The 19,697-nt window shown below is 71.0% G+C and carries 20 protein-coding genes; 14 read left to right on the top strand and 6 right to left on the bottom strand.

All coding sequences use genetic code 11. The annotated features are described in order from the left end of the window. The first annotated feature begins 31 nt into the window (after window positions 1-31). Window positions 32-1,264, top strand: coding sequence for an acyl-CoA dehydrogenase family protein (locus ABZX10_RS17370; protein ID WP_355542456.1), 1,233 nt, complete (start codon window positions 32-34; stop codon window positions 1,262-1,264). Next, the gene (locus ABZX10_RS17365) at window positions 1,265-2,413 is read left to right on the top strand and encodes an acyl-CoA dehydrogenase (RefSeq protein WP_355542453.1); all 1,149 of its coding nucleotides are present in this window, start codon (window positions 1,265-1,267) and stop codon (window positions 2,411-2,413) included. It begins immediately after the preceding gene. Here ABZX10_RS17365 and ABZX10_RS17360 read toward each other — a convergent pair. After that, the gene (locus ABZX10_RS17360) at window positions 2,410-3,249 is read right to left on the bottom strand and encodes a LysR family transcriptional regulator (protein WP_355542450.1); all 840 of its coding nucleotides are present in this window, start codon (window positions 3,247-3,249) and stop codon (window positions 2,410-2,412) included. The two genes, ABZX10_RS17365 and ABZX10_RS17360, sit on opposite strands and share 4 nt — an antisense overlap. 80 nt (window positions 3,250-3,329) lie before the next feature. Between ABZX10_RS17360 and ABZX10_RS17355 the strand changes: the two genes are divergently transcribed. Continuing rightward, the gene (locus tag ABZX10_RS17355; protein ID WP_355542447.1) at window positions 3,330-4,259 is read left to right on the top strand and encodes a DMT family transporter; all 930 of its coding nucleotides are present in this window, start codon (window positions 3,330-3,332) and stop codon (window positions 4,257-4,259) included. On the opposite strand, the gene lexA is transcribed toward ABZX10_RS17355, so the two are convergent. Then, window positions 4,243-4,953 carry a transcriptional repressor LexA gene (lexA, locus tag ABZX10_RS17350; RefSeq protein ID WP_168545181.1) on the bottom strand — a complete coding sequence of 237 codons (711 nt, stop codon included), beginning with the start codon at window positions 4,951-4,953 and terminating at the stop codon, window positions 4,243-4,245. The two genes, ABZX10_RS17355 and lexA, sit on opposite strands and share 17 nt — an antisense overlap. A 257-nt stretch (window positions 4,954-5,210) precedes the next feature. On the opposite strand from lexA, the gene ABZX10_RS17345 reads away from it, so the two are divergent. After that, on the top strand, window positions 5,211-5,846 hold the full coding sequence (locus tag ABZX10_RS17345) for a LysM peptidoglycan-binding domain-containing protein (RefSeq protein ID WP_355542442.1): 636 nt from the start codon (window positions 5,211-5,213) through the stop codon (window positions 5,844-5,846). A gap of 214 nt (window positions 5,847-6,060) precedes the next feature. Beyond that, window positions 6,061-6,534 carry a transcriptional regulator NrdR gene (gene nrdR / locus ABZX10_RS17340; RefSeq protein ID WP_355542439.1) on the top strand — a complete coding sequence of 158 codons (474 nt, stop codon included), beginning with the start codon at window positions 6,061-6,063 and terminating at the stop codon, window positions 6,532-6,534. A 10-nt stretch (window positions 6,535-6,544) separates the two neighbouring features. On the opposite strand, the gene hrpA is transcribed toward nrdR, so the two are convergent. Beyond that, window positions 6,545-10,531: an ATP-dependent RNA helicase HrpA gene (gene hrpA, locus ABZX10_RS17335; RefSeq protein WP_355542436.1), complete on the bottom strand. Its 3,987-nt coding sequence runs from the start codon at window positions 10,529-10,531 to the stop codon at window positions 6,545-6,547. An 18-nt stretch (window positions 10,532-10,549) separates the two neighbouring features. On the opposite strand from hrpA, the gene ABZX10_RS17330 reads away from it, so the two are divergent. The 3 genes from ABZX10_RS17330 to ABZX10_RS17320 all read left to right on the top strand — a co-directional run bounded on the left by ABZX10_RS17330 (window position 10,550) and on the right by ABZX10_RS17320 (window position 13,936). Beyond that, window positions 10,550-11,803 carry an aminotransferase class III-fold pyridoxal phosphate-dependent enzyme gene (locus ABZX10_RS17330; protein ID WP_355542433.1) on the top strand — a complete coding sequence of 418 codons (1,254 nt, stop codon included), beginning with the start codon at window positions 10,550-10,552 and terminating at the stop codon, window positions 11,801-11,803. Window positions 11,804-11,903: 100 nt separating this feature from the next. Beyond that, entirely contained in the window at window positions 11,904-12,272 is a 369-nt protein-coding gene (locus tag ABZX10_RS17325) for a DUF485 domain-containing protein (RefSeq protein ID WP_355542430.1), read from the top strand. Continuing rightward, window positions 12,269-13,936, top strand: a complete 1,668-nt coding sequence (locus ABZX10_RS17320; protein ID WP_355542427.1) for a cation acetate symporter — start codon at window positions 12,269-12,271, stop codon at window positions 13,934-13,936. The genes ABZX10_RS17325 and ABZX10_RS17320 overlap by 4 nt, the downstream gene beginning before the upstream one ends. Before the next feature lie 60 nt (window positions 13,937-13,996). Here the strand turns inward: ABZX10_RS17320 and ABZX10_RS17315 are convergent, their stop codons facing one another. Next, window positions 13,997-14,815: a sigma-70 family RNA polymerase sigma factor gene (locus tag ABZX10_RS17315; protein WP_355542424.1), complete on the bottom strand. Its 819-nt coding sequence runs from the start codon at window positions 14,813-14,815 to the stop codon at window positions 13,997-13,999. Window positions 14,816-14,895: 80 nt separating this feature from the next. On the opposite strand from ABZX10_RS17315, the gene ABZX10_RS17310 reads away from it, so the two are divergent. From ABZX10_RS17310 to ABZX10_RS17295, 4 genes are read left to right on the top strand one after another with little or no spacing between them, the layout of a single operon-like run. After that, a complete protein-coding gene (locus ABZX10_RS17310; protein WP_355542421.1) occupies window positions 14,896-15,354 on the top strand; it encodes a carboxymuconolactone decarboxylase family protein in 459 nt (152 codons plus the stop codon). 57 nt (window positions 15,355-15,411) lie between these two features. Then, window positions 15,412-16,332, top strand: coding sequence for a LysR substrate-binding domain-containing protein (locus tag ABZX10_RS17305; protein ID WP_355542418.1), 921 nt, complete (start codon window positions 15,412-15,414; stop codon window positions 16,330-16,332). A gap of 29 nt (window positions 16,333-16,361) precedes the next feature. Continuing rightward, window positions 16,362-16,901, top strand: coding sequence for a Uma2 family endonuclease (locus ABZX10_RS17300; protein WP_355542415.1), 540 nt, complete (start codon window positions 16,362-16,364; stop codon window positions 16,899-16,901). 16 nt (window positions 16,902-16,917) lie between these two features. Next, window positions 16,918-17,487, top strand: coding sequence for a cysteine hydrolase (locus ABZX10_RS17295; protein ID WP_355542412.1), 570 nt, complete (start codon window positions 16,918-16,920; stop codon window positions 17,485-17,487). A gap of 2 nt (window positions 17,488-17,489) precedes the next feature. On the opposite strand, the gene ABZX10_RS17290 is transcribed toward ABZX10_RS17295, so the two are convergent. After that, window positions 17,490-18,218 (bottom strand): LysR family transcriptional regulator substrate-binding protein, encoded by a 729-nt coding sequence (locus tag ABZX10_RS17290; RefSeq protein ID WP_355542409.1) that lies wholly within the window; start codon window positions 18,216-18,218, stop codon window positions 17,490-17,492. Between the two features lie 29 nt (window positions 18,219-18,247). Here ABZX10_RS17290 and ABZX10_RS17285 point away from each other — a divergent pair, with 29 nt between their 5' ends. Both ABZX10_RS17285 and ABZX10_RS17280 read left to right on the top strand, forming a co-directional pair. Further along, entirely contained in the window at window positions 18,248-18,634 is a 387-nt protein-coding gene (locus tag ABZX10_RS17285; RefSeq protein WP_355542406.1) for a DUF5997 family protein, read from the top strand. Window positions 18,635-18,749: 115 nt separating this feature from the next. Continuing rightward, complete coding sequence (locus ABZX10_RS17280; RefSeq protein ID WP_355542403.1) at window positions 18,750-19,211, top strand: SRPBCC family protein; 462 nt, start codon at window positions 18,750-18,752, stop codon at window positions 19,209-19,211. On the opposite strand, the gene ABZX10_RS17275 is transcribed toward ABZX10_RS17280, so the two are convergent. Beyond that, a complete protein-coding gene (locus ABZX10_RS17275) occupies window positions 19,172-19,648 on the bottom strand; it encodes a hypothetical protein (protein WP_355542400.1) in 477 nt (158 codons plus the stop codon). The two genes, ABZX10_RS17280 and ABZX10_RS17275, sit on opposite strands and share 40 nt — an antisense overlap. Window positions 19,649-19,697: the final 49 nt, after the last annotated feature.

Here is a 19,697-nt window from a genome sequence, read left to right as displayed (position 1 = left end):
ACTGCGAGGGTGTCAACGAGGGGAATCCCGGATGGATGTGACGTTCACGGCGGCCGAGGAGGCGTTCCGCGACGAGGTGCGGGCGTTCCTGGACGCGCACCTCACCGAGGATCTGCGTGCCGCTGGCGACCTGGCCACCAGCGTGTACTCGGACCACGAGGCGAGCCTGCAGTGGCAGGCGATCCTGCACGAGCGGGGATGGGCCGCGCCGGCGTGGCCGGTGGAGTGGGGCGGCTGCGACTGGACGGTGGCGCAGCACTACATCTTCGCTCGCGAGTCCGTGCTCGCCGGTGCGCCCTTCCTGTCTCCGATGGGGATCCGGATGGTGGCGCACGCGATCGTGAAGTTCGGCACGGAGGAGCAGAAGCGCTTCTTCCTACCGGGGATCCTCGACGCGTCGGTGTTCTTCTGCCAGGGCTACTCGGAGCCGGAATCGGGATCCGACCTGGCTTCGCTCGCGATGCGCGCGGAGTCCGACGGCGACGATCTCGTCCTCACCGGCTCCAAGATCTGGACCACCCACGCCCGGGAGGCGAACTGGATGTTCGCCCTGGTGCGCACCTCGAAGCAGGAGCGCAAGCAGCAGGGCATCACCTTCCTGCTGCTCGACATGACGGTGCCCGGGATCGAGATCCAGCCGCTGGTCATGGCCTCCGGCGAGGAGGTGCAGAACGTGGTCTTCTTCGACAAGGTGCGCGTACCGAAGGCCAACGTGCTCGGGAGGGTCGACGAGGGCTGGACCGTCGCCAAGTACCTCCTCGAGTTCGAACGCGGGGGCGGCGCATCCGCGCCGTGGCTGCAGGTCTCACTCGACCGGCTCGCCGAACGCGCGACGACGGTGCCCGGGCGGGCCGGCCGCCCGCTCGCGGAGGACGAGGACTTCCGGCTCGGCCTCGCCGAGCTGCGCGCCCGCGTCGACGTGCTCGAGATCCTCGAGCACCGCTCGCTCGCCGTGCTGGCCGAGGGCGGCAACCCGGGCCCGGCGTCGTCGATGCTCAAGATCCTCGGCACCGAGCTGAGCCAGGCGGTCACCGAGTTCGTGCACAAGAGCGCGGGGCCGCGCGGCCGCATCTACCAGCCGCACGTCACCCGGCCCGGCGGTCCGGTGGTCGAGTACCTGCCGCCCGCGGACGGGGCGCACAGCGGCGACCTGTGGCAGGCCGTGGCGCCGCTGCGCTACTTCAACGATCGTGCGGGCTCGATCTACGCGGGCTCCAACGAGATTCAACGGAACATCCTGGCGAAAGCGGCATTGGGGCTGTAGATGGACTTCACACTCACCGACGAACAGAGCATGCTGCGCGATGCCGTGCGGTCCTACCTCGCGGGCCGGTACCCGCTGGTCGAATCGCGCAGCGCCGCACGGTCCGCGGCCGGCTGGCAACCTGCGGTCTGGGAGGCGTTCGCTTCCGACCTGGGCATTCTCGCCGCGACGCTGCCGGAGTCCGTGGGCGGCCTCGGCGGCGGCCCCGAGGAGATGATGGTGATCGCCGAGGAACTCGGCCGCGCCCTCGTGGTGGAGCCGTACACCGGCACCGTCGTGGTGGGCGCGGCGCTGCTCCGTGGCTCCGGCGGTCCGGCCGCCGACGGCGTGCTGTCGGCCGTCGCCGCGGGTGAGGCACGGATCGCGGTCGCTCTGACCGAACCCGCGTCGGGGCGCGAGCCCTGGGACGTACAGGCCACCGCGGTCCGCGACGGTGACGGCTACGTGTTGTCCGGCGCCAAGATCGTGGTCGCCGACCTCCCCCTCGCGACGCACCTGATCGTGGTGGCGCGGACCGCGGGGGACCGGCTCGACCGGGACGGGCTCTCGCTGTTCCTGCTCGAGTTCGACCCGCAGGCGCCGCCCGCCGGGATCGACGCCCGGTACTTCCGCACGATCGATGATCATCACACGGGCGACCTGGAGCTCGCCGACGTCCGCGTGCCCGTAGCGGCGCTGCTCGGGGCCGAGGGGTGCGCCTGGGAGCTCATCGAACGCGCGCTGGACGACGGTGCCGCCGCCGTCTGCAGCGAGGCGGTCGGCATCATGCGCCGGGTGCTCGAGGACACCGTCGAGTACACCCTCAACCGTCGCCAGTTCGGCGTGCCGATCGGCTCCTTCCAGGCGCTGCAGCACCGGATGGTCGACATGGCGCTGGAGTTGGAGCAGTCCGTGGCGGCGGCCTATCTGGCCGTGCTCAACCTGGATGCCGAGCCGCGGGTGCGCCGGCGGGCCGTCTCCGCGGCGAAGATCACGATCGCGCGGGCGGCGCGGTTCGTCGGCCAGAACGCGGTGCAGCTGCACGGCGGCATGGGGCTCACCGAGGAGCTCGCGATCGGTCACTGCTTCAAGCGGCTCACCGCGATCGAGACCGAGTTCGGTTCCGCCACCGACCACCTGCACCGGTATGCGGAGGCGGTCGGCGGCTAGTCGGGGGCCGTGAGCGTGGCGGCGGCGCGCCGCACGGCCGCGCGGACCGTCGGCGGTACGCGCGGCCCGACGGTGACCGCGAGCGTGATCGCGGGGATGGCGGGTAGCGCGTCCACGGGGACCAGTCCGTCGGTCGCGTCGATCGCGGGCAGCAGGGTCGCGCCGATGCCGGTGCGGGCGGCCGAGTAGAGCCCGGCGAGGTTCGCCGCCTCGACGGCGATCGTGTAGTCGGTCCCGGAGCGCCGCAGCGCATCCGTCGCGGGGGAGCGGAGCACGCACGGTTCGTCGAAGAGCAGGACCGGGACCGTGTCCCCGGGGACGGCCCACTCGCGCGCCGCGTACCAGTGCAGGTGGATCGGCCCGACGGCGTCGGGGTGGTCCGCCGCGGCGAGGAACACCGACACGTCGGCGAGCCCGCGCTCCACCGCGTTCGCGACCTGCGCGCTGCGGTCGAAGCGGAAGTGCGCCGCCCAGCCGCCCGGTAGGGTGCCGAAGGCCTTGCTCAGCGCGGGGATGAGCCGGTCGGCGCCGTGTTCCGTGGCTGCGACGGACAGCGTCCTGGTGGTCGGTGACGACAGCTCGTGGACGGCGGCGTCGTGCGCGTCGAGGATCGTCTGAGCGTGCGCCAGGAGGCGGGAGCCGTGGTCGGTGAACCGGACGCCCCGACCGGCCTTCTCCACGATCGTCCCGCCGGTCGACTTCTCCAGCCGGCGTAGATGCGCGCTCACCGTCGACTGCGTCAGGTGCAGCGCTTCGGCCGCGCGGTGGACCCCGCCGCACCGCGCGATCGCGACGACGCTGCGCAGCGGGACGATGTCGAGGATCGGTGTGGACATGACCGAACGATATCCTCGATCGATCATGATCGCCAATCATTGTTGGACGAGCACTGCCTGCGCGTTCGACGATGGGAGCCATGAGAATCCCTCCGATGCTCGCCGTCTCCGTCATCGTCCTGTACGCGTTCGGCTATCCGCTCGGCGCGCTGGGCGTCGCGGCGATGAGTCCGTTCCTCCTCCTCTTCCTGCGGTTCGCGATCTCGGGCGTGCTCCTGCTCGGCGTCGTGCGGTGGACGAGCCGGCGACCGCCCACGGGCACGTCTCTCGGACACGCGCTCGTCGTGGGGCTGCTCACGCAAGCAACGCAGTTCCTCGGTTGCTACCTGGGCCTGCGGGCCGGGGTGCCGGCCGGCGTCGCGGCACTCATCATCGGCGTGAACCCGGCGCTGACCGTCCTCGTCGCGCGGGCCGTGTTGCGCGAGCGACTCACTGCCCGCCGGGCGCTGGCCGCGGGGCTGGGCCTCGCTGCGGTCGTCACCGCGTGCTGGTCGACGGTGCCGGCCCTCGCGCACGCCGGCGCGGGTATCGGCTTCACCCTTCTGGGGCTGGTGGGCATCGCGGTCGGCGGCGTCTACCAACAGCGGTTCTGCCGCGACGTGGACCCGCTGGCTGGGAACGCGGTCGGCATGCTGATCGCGGCCGTGCCCGCAGGTGCGCTGGCGCTGCTGTTCGGCGCGACGGTCATCGATCCGGTCCGCGGCGCGGTCGTTCTCGTGCTGATGGTGCTGCTCAGTTCGATGACCGCCACGACGCTCTATCTCCGGGTGATCGGGCTCGCCGGAGCGAGCGGCGCGGCGATGCTGTTCGCGGTCATCCCGTCCGTCTCCGCGATGTTCGCCTTCGTCCTACTGGGCGAGCCCGTGCATCCGGGCGCGGTCGCCGGGCTCGCGCTCGGAGGCGCCGCGTGCGCGATCGCCGCCCTCGGAGGACGGCGAACGCCGGCTCCCGACCCTGAGGTCGACGAGCCGGCGTCTTCGGAACCGGCTGAGCTCAGATCCGCCGCATGACCGTGACGACCTTGCCGAGGATCACCGCGTCGTTCCCGTGGATCGGGTCGAACGCCGGGTTGTGCGGCATCAGCCACACGTCGCGACCCGTGCGCCGGAAGGTCTTCACCGTGGCCTCGCCGTCGAGCATCGCGGCAACGATGTCACCGTTCTCGGCGACGGACTGCTGCCGGACGACCACCCAGTCCCCGTCGCAGATCGCCGCGTCGGTCATCGATTCGCCGACCACCTTGAGGAGGAACAGCGAGCCCTCGCCCACCAGCTCGCGCGGCAGCGGGAAGATCTCCTCCACCGCCTCCTCCGCGAGGATGGGGCCGCCCGCGGCGATGCGGCCCAGCACCGGCACGAAGGCCGGCTCGGGCATCCTGTCCTCGTCCTCCATGACCTTCTGGATGACCTGCGCCGTACGCTCCTCGGCGCCCTGCACGTTGACCGCGCGCGGGCGGTTCGGGTCGCGGTGGAGGAAGCCCAGGCGCTCCAGGGTGCGCAGCTGATGAGCGACCGACGAGGTGGAGGTCAGGCCCACCTCGTCACCGATCTCGCGGATGCTCGGCGGATACCCGCGATCGCGCACGGACCGCCGGATGACCTCGAGCACCTGTTTCTGCCGGCGCGTGAGGTGATCCTCCGAGACATTGCCCTGCGCGTCGCGGAAGCGCTTGTCCCGATGCTGGACCTGTCGTTCCTCTGTCATGTGCCGCTCCTCACGCCCGTTCGGTTCTGCAATCCACTGTAGTCGAGGCGGTAGGTGATGACAAACATTTGTTCGAGAAATTTGCCCGCGTGTCTTCCGCTCGGGGCGGGGGTGTGGTAGAAATCGAACAGAAGTTCTTTCGAACACATGCACGCACTCCGGTGTGACTGGTGGGGCTGGATGGAAAAACTTGTCAGTCCCCTCCGATAGACCTGTAGGTGAGCGAGAAGGACCCGCTACCGACGTAGGGAGAGATCATGACCGCGATCATCGATCGGGATGTCATCACCGCAGCACAGGAGCCCGCCTCGGAGGCGCAGGCGCTTGCGCGGCACGGCTCCGCCGCTGCGGATCGGCGCGGCGCCACCCGGGCGCGAGGCGTGTCGCCGCGGCTCGCCCGGAGCCGCTCGCAGGAGGTGTCGGCCGGATCGATCACCCCGTCGAACGACGTTTCCGAGGGATCTGTTCGAACGGTGCCCGGCGCGGTCCGCGTGACCGGAGCCCGCGGGGCGGCGCGGCGCACCGTCGAACGTCCGCGCGTGCGTTCGGTCGGCCGTCGTGCCCCTCGCGGTGTCTCGCGGGTGGACGGCTGCGCGCGGCGCACCCCGGGTCCGTCCCTGGCCGTGTGCCTCCTGTTCGCGGTCGGCGCGTTGGTGGGCCTGCTGGTCCTGTTCGGCGGCGCGCAGCAGGCGGATCCGGCCCCGGTCGGTGCTGTGCGGCCCGCGCTCACGTCGATCGTCACGGTGCGGACGGGCCAGAGCCTCGAGCAGATCGCCCGCGAGATCGCGCCCGATCGCGCGCAGGCCGCGGTGGTCGCGGAGATCTCGGAGATCAACGGGCTCCGCGACGGGCGGGTCCACGCGGGGCAGACGCTGGTCACCCCGCGGTACTGACGGCACAGCACGAGTGAAGGAGACGCGGATGACCACTCGGATGGCGATAGTGGATTCCCGGCAGGGCGGGCGCGTGGCGCACCTCGACAATGTGGTGCCGTTGCCGCGCCGAGTATTCTCGGTGTCGAGATCGCGGGGCACGGCCGTGGCAGGGGCCACGGTGCTGCAGTTGCCTCGCCGTACATCCGAGCGCACCCGCGCGGGAGGTGAACCCATGCATTGCCCGTTCTGCAAGAACGAGGACACCCGTGTGGTCGATTCGCGGGTGTTCGACGACGGGCAGGGCATCCGTCGGCGCCGCTCGTGCAACGCGTGCGGACGCCGGTTCACCACGGTCGAGAGCGCGGTCATGGCGGTGGTCAAGCGCAACGGCGTCACCGAGCCCTTCAGCCGCGAGAAGGTCGTGAAGGGCGTGCGCCGGGCGTGCCAGGGCAGGGACGTCGCCGAGGACGATCTGCACAAGCTCGCCCAGCAGGTCGAGGAGGCGATTCGGGCCACCGGCGTCGCCGAGGTCCCCGCCAACGAGGTGGGCTTGGCCATCCTCGGCCCGCTGCGCGATCTCGACGAGGTGGCCTACCTGCGCTTCGCATCGGTCTACCAGGGCTTCTCGTCCATCGAGGACTTCGAGGCCGCGATCCGCGACCTCCGTACCCGCGCCGCCGCCGCGGACCCGACCGACGCCGCGTAGCGCGGTCAGGTCAGGTCAGGGCCGCGATCGCGGCAAGGACCTTCTTCTCGGAGATCGAACCGGCGGTGCCGAGCGACTGCGCGAACAGACTCACACGGAGTTCCTCGATCAGCCAGTTCGCCTCGTCCAGCGCCGTGTCACGTCGGTGCTGGGGCAGCGTATCGAGCTTCGCGGTCAGCGCGCCGTACACGCGGTCGAGCGTCGCCGTCCCACGGTCGTCCCGGTCGATCGCCGCGGGCAGTGCCGCCCATCGCGCAGCGGCCCCGGCCGTGTACCGAGGCAGGTGCCGCAGATGCACGCCGGGCGTCGCGGCCACGAAGCCGGGGAACAGCAGCCCGTCCAACTGCTCGGCGATGTCGTCTGCGGCATCGCGGAGCGCGGGCGGTGCCGAGGCGATCGCGCCGCGCACCTCCGTCGCGGTCGCCACGGCCGCCGCGACGTCCGCGAAGTACTGCTGCACCGTGGCGCCCAGGTCGGCGCGCACGGACGCGGTCAGGGCTGTGAACTCCTCGGGGGTCCACGCGAGGCCCGCGCGCGCCCGGAGATCGCTGATGGCGCGCCGGCGGCAGTCGGCCACCAGGTCCATCGGCGTCGGATACGGGCTCTGCGACAGCGCCAGCCGGTCCCGCTGCCCGACCGACTGCAGTACCGACTTGTGCGCCGTGGGCAGCGCGTTCGACAGCAGCACGTCGAGGCCCGCCCCCATCAGGGCCAGCTGGTCCGGCTCGTTGGCGACCACCCGGACGCCGGCGCGGTCACCGTCGGGATAGAGGGTGCCGAACCCGGTCACGCGGCTGCCCCGGAGTTCCGTGTCGATGGTGCGCGGAACGTCGCCGAGCGTGGCCGCGGTCCACTCCCGGGCGGGAGCGCGCTCGTAGGCGCCCGCGCGGCTCGACAGGTCCTCCTGCACGGCCGCCCCGAGCCGTCGCTTGAGCGCGTCGAGGTCCTTGCCGGAACCGAGCTCGCGGCCGTCATCACCGATCACCACGAAGGTCACCCGCAGGTGGTCCGGCAATGCGGTAGGGGAGAAGTCCTCGGCACGGATCACCGTGCCGGACAACTGGGTCAGCTCCCGCGCGAGCCCGTCGGCGAGCGGCTCCGCGCGCGGGGTGAGTCGCGCGAGGGCGGCCGCGGCGAAATCGGGCGCGGGCACGACCTCGCGGCGGAGCTGTTTCGGCAGCGACTTGATCAGCGCCGTCGCGAGCTCCTCGCGCATCGCGGGCACCAGCCACTCGAAGCCGTCTGCGCGCACCGTCGCCAGATCCTTGACCGGGATCCGCGCCGTCACTCCGTCGTCGGTGGCGCCCGGCTCGAAGCGGTACTTCAGCGGCACCTCGACGCGGCCCTGCAACCACGTCGTGGGGTACGCGTCGGCCGTGACCTCGGCGGCGCCGTCGGCGAGCAGGTCCTCCGCGGTGAAGTCGAGCAGAGCGGGATCGGCGCGCGAGGCCTTCTTCCACCACGCATCGAAGTGGCGGGCGGAGACGATGCCCTCCGGCACCCTGCGGTCGTAGAAGGCGAACAGCCCGTCCTCGTCGATCACGAGGTCGCGGCGGCGCGCCTTGTCCTCGAGGTACTCGGCGTCGTCGAGCAGCGCGCGGTTGCGTGCGAAGAACCGGTGCCGGGTGCGCCATTCGCCCTGGACCAACGCGTGCCGCAGGAACAGGTCGCGGGCCACGACCGGGTCGATCCGGCCGTAGTTCACGGTGCGGTCGGCGACCAGCGGCACGCCGAAGAGCGTGACCCGCTCCTTGGCCAGTACGGCCTCCCGCTTGGTGGACCAGTGCGGCTCGGAGTAGTGGTGCTTGGCGAGTGGCCCGGCCAGCTTCTCGGCCCACTCGGGCTCGATCTTGGCGACGGTCCGCGCGAACAATCGCGAGGTCTCCACGAGCTCGCCGGCCATGACGAACCGGGGCGGCTTCTTCGACAGCGCCGATCCGGGGAAGACGAGGAACTTCGCGCCCCGTGCGCCCAGGAACTCCCTGCCGTCCGGTTCGCGCAGCCCGATCTGGGACAGCAGGCCGGCCAGCATCGCCTGGTGGATCAGGTCCGGCGACGGTGCCGGCTCGCGCCCCAGCGAGTCCAGCTTCCAGCCGAGGTCGCGGCAGATCTGCCGGAGCTGACCCTGCAGGTCCTGCCATTCGCGGATCCGCACGTAGTGCAGGAACTCGCGCTGGCACTCGCGGCGGAACGCGCTCGAGCTCAGCTCGGCGCGGCGCTCACCGAGGTGGCGCCACAGGTTCAGGTAGGACAGGAAATCGGAGGTGGGATCGGCGAAGCGGGCGTGCTGGGCGTCCGCCGCCTGACGGTGCTCGGCGGGCCGTTCCCGCACGTCCTGGATCGACAGGCCCGCGACGATGACCAGCACCTCAGCCAGCACGCCGAACTCGCGGGCGGCCACCAGCATCCGGGCCATCCGCGGATCGACCGGGAGGTCGGCCAGTTGCCGGCCCACCGTCGTGAGCTTCTTGTGCCCGGGGGCGGCGTCCTCGAGCGCTCCCAGCTCGTCGAGCAGGGCCGTCCCGTCGCGGACCGCACGCTCGTCCGGCGGCTGGACGAACGGGAAGGCGGAGACCTCGCCGAGCTCGAGCGCTGTCATCGAGAGGATGACCGATGCGAGGTTCGTGCGGAGGATCTCGGGATCGGTGTAGACGGGGCGTGCGTCGAAGTCGTCCTCGGAGTACAGGCGGATCGCGATGCCGTCCGACGTGCGGCCGCAACGGCCGGAGCGCTGCTGCGCCGAGGCCTGCGAGACCGGCTCGATCGGCAGCCGCTGGACCTTCGTGCGCGTCGAGTAGCGGGAGATGCGCGCGGTGCCGGTGTCCACCACGTACTTGATGCCGGGCACAGTGAGCGAGGTCTCGGCGACGTTGGTGGACAGCACGATCCGGCGTCCGGTGTGCGGGGCGAACACTCGGTGCTGCTCGGCGGAGGACAGCCGCGCGTAGAGCGGCAGGATCTCCACGGCGGAGCCGTGTCGACCGGCGGAACCGCCAGGACCGTATCTCGCCTGCAGCGCCTCAGCGGCGTCGCGGATCTCGCGCTCGCCGGAAAGGAAGACCAGCACGTCGCCCGGCGCCTCCCGTGACAGCTCGTCGACGGCGTGCACGATGCCGGTCACCTGATCGGCGGGCTCGTCCCCCTCGTCCGTGAGGTCCTCGAGCGGCCGGTACCGGATCTCCACCGGGTAGGTGCGGCCGCTGACCTCGATGACGGGGGCGGGCGCACCGTCGGGCCCCGCGAAGTGGGTGGCGAACCGCTCGGGCTCGATGGTCGCGGACGTGACGATCACCTTGAGATCGGGCCGGCGGGGGAGGATCTGCCGCAGGTAGCCGAGCAGGAAGTCGATGTTGAGGCTGCGCTCGTGCGCCTCGTCGATGATGATCGTGTCGTAGTCGCGCAGCAGCCGGTCGCGCGTGAGCTCGCGCAGCAGGATGCCGTCGGTCATGAGCTTGACGGAGGTCTTCGGCGAGACCTTGTCGGTGAACCGGACGGCGTACCCGACGGTGTCGCCCAGCTCGGTCCCCGTCTCCGCCGCGATGCGCTCGGCGACGGAGCGGGCGGCGAGGCGCCGGGGCTGGGTATGGCCGATCATGCCGCGCACCCCACGGCCGAGTTCGAGGCAGATCTTCGGGAGCTGGGTGGTCTTCCCCGAGCCGGTCTCGCCGGCCAGGATGATCACCTGGTTCTCGGCGATGGCCCTCGCGATCTCGTCGCGGCGGGCGCTGACCGGCAGGTTCTCCGGGTAGACGATCGCGGGGACGGCCGCGGCGCGGACCGCGTACCGCTCCCGTGCGGCGTCCACGTCGCGCGCCAGCCGTGGGAGGTCGGAGTCCTTGGCGCGCTTCAGCTTGCCCCGCAGCCGCGTCTCGTCCCGGAGGGTGACGGCGGGCGCGGCGTCGGTGCCGAGGGCGGCGTACAGGTCGCGCTTCGTGGAAGGGCGGAGCTGCGCCTCGTCTGCGCCGCATGGTGCCGTACGCGTCTCCCGTTCACTCATTTGCTCTAGTTTATGCCTATGAGCGGACAGGGACCCACGACCTCATCGGCACTCTGGCACGGCTTCGCCGACATGGGCGCCGTCCAGCGCGACGGCGCGTTCGTCTTCGCCCGCGGCGAGGGCTCGTACGTCTTCGACACCGACGGCAATCGCTATCTCGACGCGACCGCGGGCCTGTGGTTCGCCAACGTCGGGCACGGACGCGCCGAGGTGGCCGACGCGGTGCGCGAGCAGCTGCTCAAGGTCGCGCACGTGACCGGGTTCGGCGACGCAGCCACGGACACGACGGTGGCGCTGGCCGATCGCCTGCAGGACTTCGCGCCGGTGCCGGAGAGCAAGGTCTTCTTCACCTCCGGCGGTTCCGACTCGGTGGACTCGGCGATCAAGCTCGCTCGGCGGTACTGGCAGGAGAAGGGCCGGCCCGAGAAGAAGCTCATCGTCGGGCGGTCGAACGCCTATCACGGCATGCACGTCGGAGGCACCTCGCTCGGCGGCATTCCGGTGAACGCCGAGGGCTACGGCGGCGTGCTGTTCGACGACACCGCGACGATCGCGTGGGACGATGCGAAGGAACTGCTCGGGCTCATCGAACGGGTGGGTGCGGACTCGATCGCGGCCTTCGTCGCGGAGCCGGTGATCGGCGCCGGTGGCCTGCTCCCGCCGCCGGAGGGCTACCTGCGCGAGGTCCGGGACATCTGCCGCGAGCACGACGTGCTGTTCATCGCGGACGAGGTGATCACGGGCTTCGGCCGGATCGGCGGCGCGTGGTTCGCGTCGAGCCGGTTCGACCTGCAGCCGGACCTGATGACCACGGCGAAGGGGCTCACCAGCGGCTACATCCCGATGGGCGCGCTGTTCGTCGCTCCGCACGTGGCGGAGCCCTTCTACGCCGGTGGGGTGTGGTGGCGCCACGGGTACACCTACGGCGGGCACGCGGCCGCCGCGGCCGCCGCGATGGCGGTCCTCGACATCATGGAGCGGGAGAACCTCGTGGCCGAGGCGCTGCGCCTGCAGGACACGTTGCTCCGCGAGCTCTCGACGCTCGCCGATCACCCGAAGGTCGAGCAGGTCCGCGGCGGCGTCGGCGCCGTGGCGGGTGTGCAGTTGCACGAACCCGCGGAGGCGATGGCGATGGTGAAGAAGCTTCGCGCCCAGGGCGTGTCGGGTCGAGCGGCAGGGCTCGGCACGCTCCAGTACTCGCCGTCCTTCGTCACCACCGACGAGCAGGTCGCCGAGATCGCGGCCGCAACGCGGAGGGCCCTCGACGCCTGACGGAGCGGTGATCCACCGATGGCGGGTTGCAGGGGGTTGCATTGCGGTTTGTTGACCATTCAAACCCCTGATGAATGTGGTCCATGACACACTTCCGCTCGTGAACGAAGAGGATACGGCTGCGGTCTATCAGCGCGCCTACGACAGCAAGGAATTCCGCGAACTCCGCCGCAGGCTGGCGTCGTTCGTGATCCCGATCTCCGTGGCCTTCCTGCTCTGGTACGTCCTGTACGTGCTGCTGGCCACCTACGCGCACGGCTTCATGAGCCAGAAGTTGTTCGGCAACATCAATGTCGCGCTCGTGATGGGGCTCGGCCAGTTCGTCACCACCTTCGCCATCACCTGGGCGTACGTGCGGTTCGCGAACAGGACCATCGACCCGATCGCGACGGATCTCCGTCAGCACATCGAGGCCGACCTCAAGGGCGACGGCGGCGGCGTCGCGCTGGACAAGGGAGAGTCGAAGTGACCGATATCCTCGCGTTCGATCCCCGGAAGATCGAGGTCGGCCAGCAGGTCGGCTCGACCACGCTCAACATCATCATCTTCCTGCTGTTCATCGGCCTGACGATGGGCCTGGTTATCCGCGCCAGCCGGACCACCAAGAAGGCCACCGACTTCTACACCGGCGGTGCCACGTTCACCGGACCGCAGAACGGTTTCGCCATCGCCGGCGACTACCTCTCCGCCGCCAGCTTCCTCGGCATCTGCGGCGCCATCGCCGTCCAGGGCTACGACGGCTTCCTCTACTCGATCGGCTTCCTCGTCGCGTGGCTCGTCGCGCTGCTGCTGGTCGCCGAGCGGCTGCGCAACGTCGGCAAGTTCACCATGGCCGATGTGCTGAGCTTCCGGCTCAAGCAGCGGCCCGTGCGCATGGCCGCCGCCCTCGCGACGCTGACGGTGTCGCTGTTCTACCTGATCGCGCAGATGGCGGGCGCGGGCGGCCTCGTTTCGCTCCTGCTCAACATCAAGGGCACCACCGGCCAGTCCGTCGTTGTCGCGGTGGTCGGCGTGCTGATGATCGTCTACGTGCTCGTCGGCGGCATGAAGGGCACCACGTACGTGCAGATGGTCAAGGCCGTCCTGCTCGTCGGCGGCGCCCTGCTCATGACCCTCATGGTGCTGGCCGCGGTGAAGGGCAATTTCTCGGACCTGCTGCAGAAGGCCATGGACGGCACCGTCACCAACGCCAAGACCGGCGCGAAGGAGGCCGTCGGCGAGAAGATCATCGAGCCCGGCCTCAAGTACGGCAAGACCGAGACCACCAAGCTCGACTTCATCTCGCTCGCGCTGGCGCTCGTCCTGGGTACCGCCGGCCTGCCGCACGTGCTCATGCGCTTCTACACCGTGCCCACCGCCAAGGAGGCCCGCCGCTCGGTCACCTGGGCGATCGGCCTGATCGGCGCGTTCTACATCTTCACCCTGGTCCTGGGGTTCGGCGCCGCGGCGTTCGTCGGCCAGGACGTGATCGCGAAGGCGCCCGGCAGGGAGAACGCCGCCGCGCCGCTGCTGGCCTATTCGCTCGGCGGCACGATCCTGATGGCCGTCATCTCGGCGGTCGCCTTCGCCACCATCCTCGCGGTGGTCGCGGGCCTCGCGATCACGGCCTCGGCGAGCCTCGCCCACGACATCTACAACGGCGTCATCAAGCGCGGCAAGGCCTCCGAGGAGGCGCAGGTGCGGGTCTCGCGCATCACGGTGGTCGTCATCGGCATCGCGTCGATCATCCTGGGCATCGGTGCGATGGGGCAGAACATCGCCTTCCTCGTGGCGCTCGCATTCGCCGTCGCGGCGTCGGCCAACCTGCCCACGATCCTCTTCTCGCTGTTCTGGCGGAAGTTCAACACGACCGGTGCCGTGCTCTCGATGTACGGCGGCCTGATCTCGGCCATCGTCCTGATCATCTTCTCGCCAGCGGTTTCAGGAGCCGGTGATAAGTCGATGTTCAAGTCGCTCGACTTCCACTGGTTCCCACTCTCGAACCCGGGCCTGATCTCCATTCCGATCGGCTTCGGCCTCGCGATCATCGGTACCTTCCTCGGCAAGCCCGACGCCGATCTCACGGACAAGGCGGTCGAGATGGAGGTGCGCTCGCTCACCGGTGTCGGTGTCGAGAAGGCCATCGACCACTAGGTTCACGCGTTCGACGGTGCCCGTCCCCGGCTTTCGGGGGCGGGCACCGTCGTATCCGGGTCAGAGGGGGACGACCTCGCTGCCCGCCACCTCGTCGGCGCGCAGCGTGACGTCGAGGGCGGCGATGCGGCCCTCGGCGGTGAAGGTCACGTCCCCGAGCAGGAGGTAGCCGGGCGCACCGGGCAGCCGCACGGTGTACCCGACGAGGCCGTCCACCAGCGCGACGAGCGCCGTCTTCGCCTTGAACAGGAAGGCCTCGGCGATCGCGGGCGCGCCCGACAGCACCGTCGAGGGGGCGTCGTCGGCGTGGGTCCGGAACACCGCGTCCGGGTCCAACAGGTCGACGAGCGCGGTGAAGTCCCCGTCGCGCGACGCCGCGAGGAAGGCACGGACGGCGTCCGCGCGGGCGGCGTCGGGCCGGGGAGCGCCGGCCACCCGGCGGCGCGCCCGGCTGGCCAGCTGGCGGGTTCCCGCCGGGCTCTTGCCGAGGACCGCCGCCACATCGTCGAAGGGCACGGCGAACACGTCGTGCAGGACGAAGGCGACCCGCTCGGCGGGAGCGAGGTCGTCGAGGACGGCGCCCAGGGCGGCGCCGACGGACTCCGCGAGTTCCGCCTGCGCGTCGGGCCCCGGCGCGGGATCCGCCGGCTCCACCTCGTCGAGCGGCGCCGTGTCGCGCCGGGCGCGCAGGCGGTCGAGGCAGATCCGGGAGACCACGGTGGTCAGCCATGCGGTCGGGTTGTCGACGGTGCCGTCGGCGCGGTCGGCCCGCAGCCACGCCTCCTGCACGGCGTCCTCGGCGTCGGCGGCCGAGCCGAGCATCCGGGTGGCCACCGCCACGAGCCTCGGCCGGGCGGTTTCGAAGTCGTCGGCGTCCATCTGTCACATCCTTCGTGGTCGGTTCGTCATAGGGATGACGGGGCGATCGCCCCGATTGTGAGCGACCGAAGGAGAACATCATGACCGCACGGATGACGAACCCCGCGATGGCGCTGCCCGGAGCGATGGACGCGCTGATGAAGCTCGGCGCGGTGGTGGCTGAGACGGGGCTGTCGCCGGAGCTACTGGAGCTGGTCAACATGCGCGCCAGCCAGCTCAACGGGTGCAGCACCTGCCTCGACGGGCACTGGCGCACGGCACGCAAGCACGGCGCGTCGGACGACAAGCTGTTCGCCGTCGGCGCCTGGCGGCACACGCCGTACTTCTCGGACGCCGAGCGGATCGCCCTGGAGATGACCGAGGAGCTCACGGCGCTCGCCGGGGCGTCCGACGCGGTCCCGGACGAGCTCTGGGAGGCCGCGGCCGACGAGTTCGACGCCGCCCAGCTCGCGGGTCTCGTGCTCGCGATCGGACAGATCAACCTCTGGAACCGACTCAACCATGCGACGCGCCAGCAGGCGGGCGCGTGGCGGCCGTGACGTCAGGGCGTCCGGGGTGTGAAGGCAAAGGTGATGGACGGCCGTAGACTGATAGGTATGTCCGATCAGCCTTATCAGCCGACCCTCGCGCAGCTGCGTGCCTTCGTCGCGGTGGCGCGTTCGCGTCACTTCGGTACGGCCGCCACGTCGCTGGGCGTGAGCCAGCCCTCGCTGTCGCAGGCGCTCGCCTCGCTGGAGGCGGGCCTCGGGGTGCAGCTGGTCGAGCGCAGTACCCGCAAGGTGCTCATCACCGAGGCCGGTATGGCGCTGCTGGAGCAGGCCTCCGGGATCGTCGCCTCCGCGGCGGAGCTGGTGAGTTCGGCGGCGGGGCTCACCGGGGAACTGCGCGGCACGCTGCGCATCGGCATGATCCCGACGGTGGCGCCCTACCGCCTGCCCCGTCTGCTGCCGCTGCTGCGCGCGGAGACCGACGAGCTGGCGGTCACCGTCGTCGAGGACCAGACGGCCCGGCTGCTCGACGCGCTGCGGTCCGGCCGCATCGACGTGGCCGTGGTGGCGCTCCCCGTGCACAGCGCGTCGATCGCCGAGATCCCGCTCTACGACGAGGAGTTCGTCCTCGTCGTGCCGCCCGGGCATCCGCTCGCCGGCCGCGACGACCTGACGGCGGACGACCTTTCCGGCCTGCCGCTGCTGCTGCTCGACGAGGGGCACTGCCTGCGCGATCAGGCGCTCGACCTGTGCCGCCAGGCCGAGTCCGGCGTCGGCGTCATCGGCGATACGCGGGCCGCTTCGCTGGCCACGATCGTGCAGTGCGTGTCCGGCGGCCTGGGCGTCACCCTGCTGCCGGAGCCCGCGGTCGCCGTCGAGCTCCGGGGCACGGACCTGGCCGTCGCGCGCTTCGCCGCGCCGGCCCCGGGGCGGCGGATCGGCCTCGCCTACCGGGCTTCCAGTGCCAAGACCGAGGGATTCACGCGGCTCGCCGAGATCGCCCGCTCGGCGGGAGAATCGGCCCCGTGACATCGCACGACCGGGCGTAGGATCGGGCGATGACCGCTGCGACCCGCCCGCACCTCCTCTCGTTGGCGGAGTGGGACGCCTTGGGGGAGGACTCGACGTCGCACGCGGAGCTTCAGGAGGGGGTCCTGATCGTGTCGCCGAAGCCGGTACCCGCCCATCAACGTGCGGGTGGGCGGTTGTTCACAGCGCTCGACGCCGCGGCGCCGGAGCGGTTCGACGTCTATCCGGAGGTCGACGTGGTGCTCGATGCACGCACTCCGGCAACGGTGCGCGCCCCCGACGTGGTCGTGGTGCGCGCCGGGGTGACCGCCAGGATCTCCGGCGCGGATGTCGTACTCGCCGTCGAGGTGCTCTCGCCGGGTACGCGCCGCACCGACCGGGTGATGAAGCGGCACGAGTACGCCGAGGCGGGGATCGCGCACTACTGGATCGTCGATCTCGCCGATGACGTCGTGCGGATCGAGGCACTCACCCTGGTCGACGGTGCGTACGAGGCTTCGGAGGTCACCGGCGTCTTCGGCGCGACGGCGCCGTTCCCGGTCACCGTCGACCTCGAGGCGCTGCGCTGAGCGCTAGCCTGGGCCCATGGTGAACCAGCGCTCCGTCCTCATCCTCATGGACTTTCAGAGAGGCATCGTCGACGGTGCCGAGCGGGCGGGCCAGGGCGCGGTCGCCGCGGCCGCGCGGGCCCTGTCCGCTGCGCGGGACCGGGGCATCCCGGTGGTCCACGTGCGAGTCGCGTTCCGGCCCGACTATCCCGAGATCCCGCCCACCAACCGGGCTTTCGCGATGATCCGCGAGGGCGGCGACTCCATGACGGAGGTGTCACCGCTCACGGCGATCGTCCCCGAGGTGGCGCCGCTGCCGGGGGAGCCGGTGGTGATCAAGCGGCGGTTCGGCGCCTTCAGCGGCAGCGACCTCGACGTGGTGCTGCGCGGCTTGCAGGCCGATCACCTGGTGCTGGCGGGCATCTCGACCAGCGGCGTCGTCCTCTCGACGGTCCGCTACGCCGGGGACCTCGACTACGGCCTGACGGTATTGTTCGACGCCTGCGCCGATCACGATCCGGAAGTGCACCGCGTGCTCATGCGCAAGGTGTTCCCGCGGCAGGCCGAGGTGGTCACCGTCGATGAGTGGATCGAGGCCCTGGACTGAGCTCAGCGGCGGGTCCGCTTGCCGGGCTTGCCCTTCGACCCCGTCGATTTCTTCCCGGCGGCTGCGCGCGCCGCCTGCTTGGCCAGCGTCTTCTCCCGGGCCGTGCGCTTGGGAGCGGGTTCCGCCTGTCCCCGTGAGGAACCCGCCCTCCGGCCGCGGACGACGCCGATGAACTCCGCGACCGCGTCGGGCTGCTCGCCGGCGGGGAAGGCCAGCACGACGGGGGAGGGCGGGGCGTCCGCGATGGGCCGGTAGGTCAGGTCCTTGCGGTGGTGCAGACGCGCCAATGACTGCGGCGCGATCAGCACGCCCAGGCCGGCAGCGACGAGTTCGACGGCGTCCGCGGTGGTCTCGGGCCGGTGCTCGATCGGCGCGCCGGGGGCGCCGTCCCAGCACAGCGCGTCGTCGAGCGGCAGAAGGGTCGGCTCACCGTCGAGGTCGGCGGCGGTGAGTTCGTCGGCCGCCGCGGTGTGGTGCTCCTGCGGCACGACCGCGACCACCTGTTCCTCGTAGAGAGCGATCACGGAGAGCCCGGTCGTGTCGGCGGGCAGGCGCAGCAGCGCCAGGTCGACGATGCCCTCCCGCACCGCGTCCGCTGCGCTCCCCGCCTCGACGGGCACGAGCTCGAGCCGGACGTCCGGGCGGCGCTCGCCCCAGATGCGGGCCCATTTGGCGGGTGTGGCGCCGGGGACGTAGCCGAGCCGCAGGACCGGCGGGAGCGAGGAGGTCACGCAAGGAGGTTACCGATAGGCTGACGGTCATGAGCAGGCAGAACGCGCAGTCCATGAAACCGGCGACCGCGGCGAAGAAGTTGGACGTCTACCTGCCCGCGACGCCGCCGGCGTTCCAGGAGACGTCCATCACCCGTGCGGAGCTCGCTGCGCTGCAGGCGGATCCGCCGCAGTGGCTGACCGATCTGCGCAAGCACGGCCCGCATCCCAAGAATCTGGTCGCGGCCAAGCTGGGCGTGTCGATCGCCGGCCTGGCGCGGAGCGGGGTCGAGGACGCGCTGACCACCGCGCAGATCGACGCGATCATCGCGGCGGCCCCGGAGTGGCTCGCGACGGAACGCGCGAGCTACCAGGTCGTGTTGCGTGAGGAGCGGCGTGTGAAGTCGCTGCACGAGGATCGCGCCCGCCGCGACTGAACTCGACCGGATTCGTCGGTCGAACGCCTGCGGCCCCGACGCGCCATGTGTACGCTGTGAACATGACGCGTGAGGCCGTCGCGCGCCGAGCAATCCTGCAGAGAGTGGGCGCATCATGACCGAACGTTTCTCCCGCACCCGTACCTTCGCCGCGCCGCCCGAGCGGGTGTTCGCCGTGTTGGCGGATCCGACCGCGCACCAGCACGCCGAGCCGACCGACTGGGTCCGTGACGCGATCGACACCGCGCCGATCGACCACGCAGGTCAGATGTTCGCGATGAACATGTACCTCGACCTCGCGGGCGGCGACTACGTCATCGAGAACCGGGTCGACGCGTTCGAGCGCGACCGCAGTATCGGGTGGTCGCCCGGCACCAGCCGGGAGGGGCAGTGGCAGGCCGGCGGCTGGTGGTGGCGCTACGACCTCGCACCGTCGGGGGCGGGTACCGACGTGACGCTCACTTACGACTGGACCGATACTCCGCAGGCCTTCCGCGACCAGGTCCCGATGCCACCCTTCCCGCCGGAGTACCTCGATCAGTCGCTCGAGGCACTGGACCGGCACATCTCCGGATAGGTGTCGCCGCGCCGCACCGCGATCCCGGCGCACACCGCGGCGAGCGGGAGTTCCGCGCACGCCGCCATCGCGAGCGCGACGGCGAACTCACTCCCGGCGGCCGCGGTCGTCACGTCGAACCAGGCGTCGGCGACGAGGAGCGTGCTCGTCGCCGCGGCGGCCTGCCGCGCACGCGAGGCGCCGCGGAGCAGGAGCGCGCCCGTCGTCAGCAGTCCCAGGGCCTCCAGCGCGTCGAGACCCACCCACGCGAGTGGCCAGTGCCGCACCGTGATGGTGGCCGGCAGAGTCGCGCCGAGAACGATCAGCCACGGCGTCAGCGCGGCACCCGCGGCGAGCAGGACGGCGGCGACCCCACGTCCACGGGGGCGGACGCGAACGGGCGCGATGCGGACGGGCGTGCTGGTGGCGGGGCTCCGGGTCGTGGACGGGGTGATCACGATATGGCTCCTTCGACGGAAACGACTGTCCCCCCAGCCTCGCCGTGGG

The sequence above is a fragment of the Tsukamurella sp. NPDC003166 genome (assembly GCF_040611135.1).
In the GTDB taxonomy this organism is placed as follows: domain Bacteria; phylum Actinomycetota; class Actinomycetes; order Mycobacteriales; family Mycobacteriaceae; genus Tsukamurella.
Note: the sequence above shows the minus strand (reverse complement) of the source record. Positions and strands in the feature narration are given on the sequence as shown.

Bases quoted from the DNA above. Each gene is read 5' to 3' on its own strand.
- nrdR (WP_355542439.1), top strand. From the start codon at position 6,061: ATGCATTGCCCGTTCTGCAAGAACGAGGACACCCGTGTGGTCGATTCG.
- ABZX10_RS17345 (WP_355542442.1), top strand. From the start codon at position 5,211: ATGACCGCGATCATCGATCGGGATGTCATCACCGCAGCACAGGAGCCC.
- hrpA (WP_355542436.1), bottom strand. From the start codon at position 10,531: ATGAGTGAACGGGAGACGCGTACGGCACCATGCGGCGCAGACGAGGCG.
- ABZX10_RS17310 (WP_355542421.1), top strand. From the start codon at position 14,896: ATGACCGCACGGATGACGAACCCCGCGATGGCGCTGCCCGGAGCGATG.
- ABZX10_RS17300 (WP_355542415.1), top strand. From the start codon at position 16,362: ATGACCGCTGCGACCCGCCCGCACCTCCTCTCGTTGGCGGAGTGGGAC.
- ABZX10_RS17285 (WP_355542406.1), top strand. From the start codon at position 18,248: ATGAGCAGGCAGAACGCGCAGTCCATGAAACCGGCGACCGCGGCGAAG.
- ABZX10_RS17370 (WP_355542456.1), top strand. From the start codon at position 32: ATGGATGTGACGTTCACGGCGGCCGAGGAGGCGTTCCGCGACGAGGTG.
- ABZX10_RS17315 (WP_355542424.1), bottom strand. From the start codon at position 14,815: ATGGACGCCGACGACTTCGAAACCGCCCGGCCGAGGCTCGTGGCGGTG.
- ABZX10_RS17280 (WP_355542403.1), top strand. From the start codon at position 18,750: ATGACCGAACGTTTCTCCCGCACCCGTACCTTCGCCGCGCCGCCCGAG.
- lexA (WP_168545181.1), bottom strand. From the start codon at position 4,953: ATGACAGAGGAACGACAGGTCCAGCATCGGGACAAGCGCTTCCGCGAC.
- ABZX10_RS17365 (WP_355542453.1), top strand. From the start codon at position 1,265: ATGGACTTCACACTCACCGACGAACAGAGCATGCTGCGCGATGCCGTG.
- ABZX10_RS17360 (WP_355542450.1), bottom strand. From the start codon at position 3,249: ATGTCCACACCGATCCTCGACATCGTCCCGCTGCGCAGCGTCGTCGCG.
- ABZX10_RS17295 (WP_355542412.1), top strand. From the start codon at position 16,918: ATGGTGAACCAGCGCTCCGTCCTCATCCTCATGGACTTTCAGAGAGGC.
- ABZX10_RS17330 (WP_355542433.1), top strand. From the start codon at position 10,550: ATGAGCGGACAGGGACCCACGACCTCATCGGCACTCTGGCACGGCTTC.
- ABZX10_RS17355 (WP_355542447.1), top strand. From the start codon at position 3,330: ATGAGAATCCCTCCGATGCTCGCCGTCTCCGTCATCGTCCTGTACGCG.
- ABZX10_RS17305 (WP_355542418.1), top strand. From the start codon at position 15,412: ATGTCCGATCAGCCTTATCAGCCGACCCTCGCGCAGCTGCGTGCCTTC.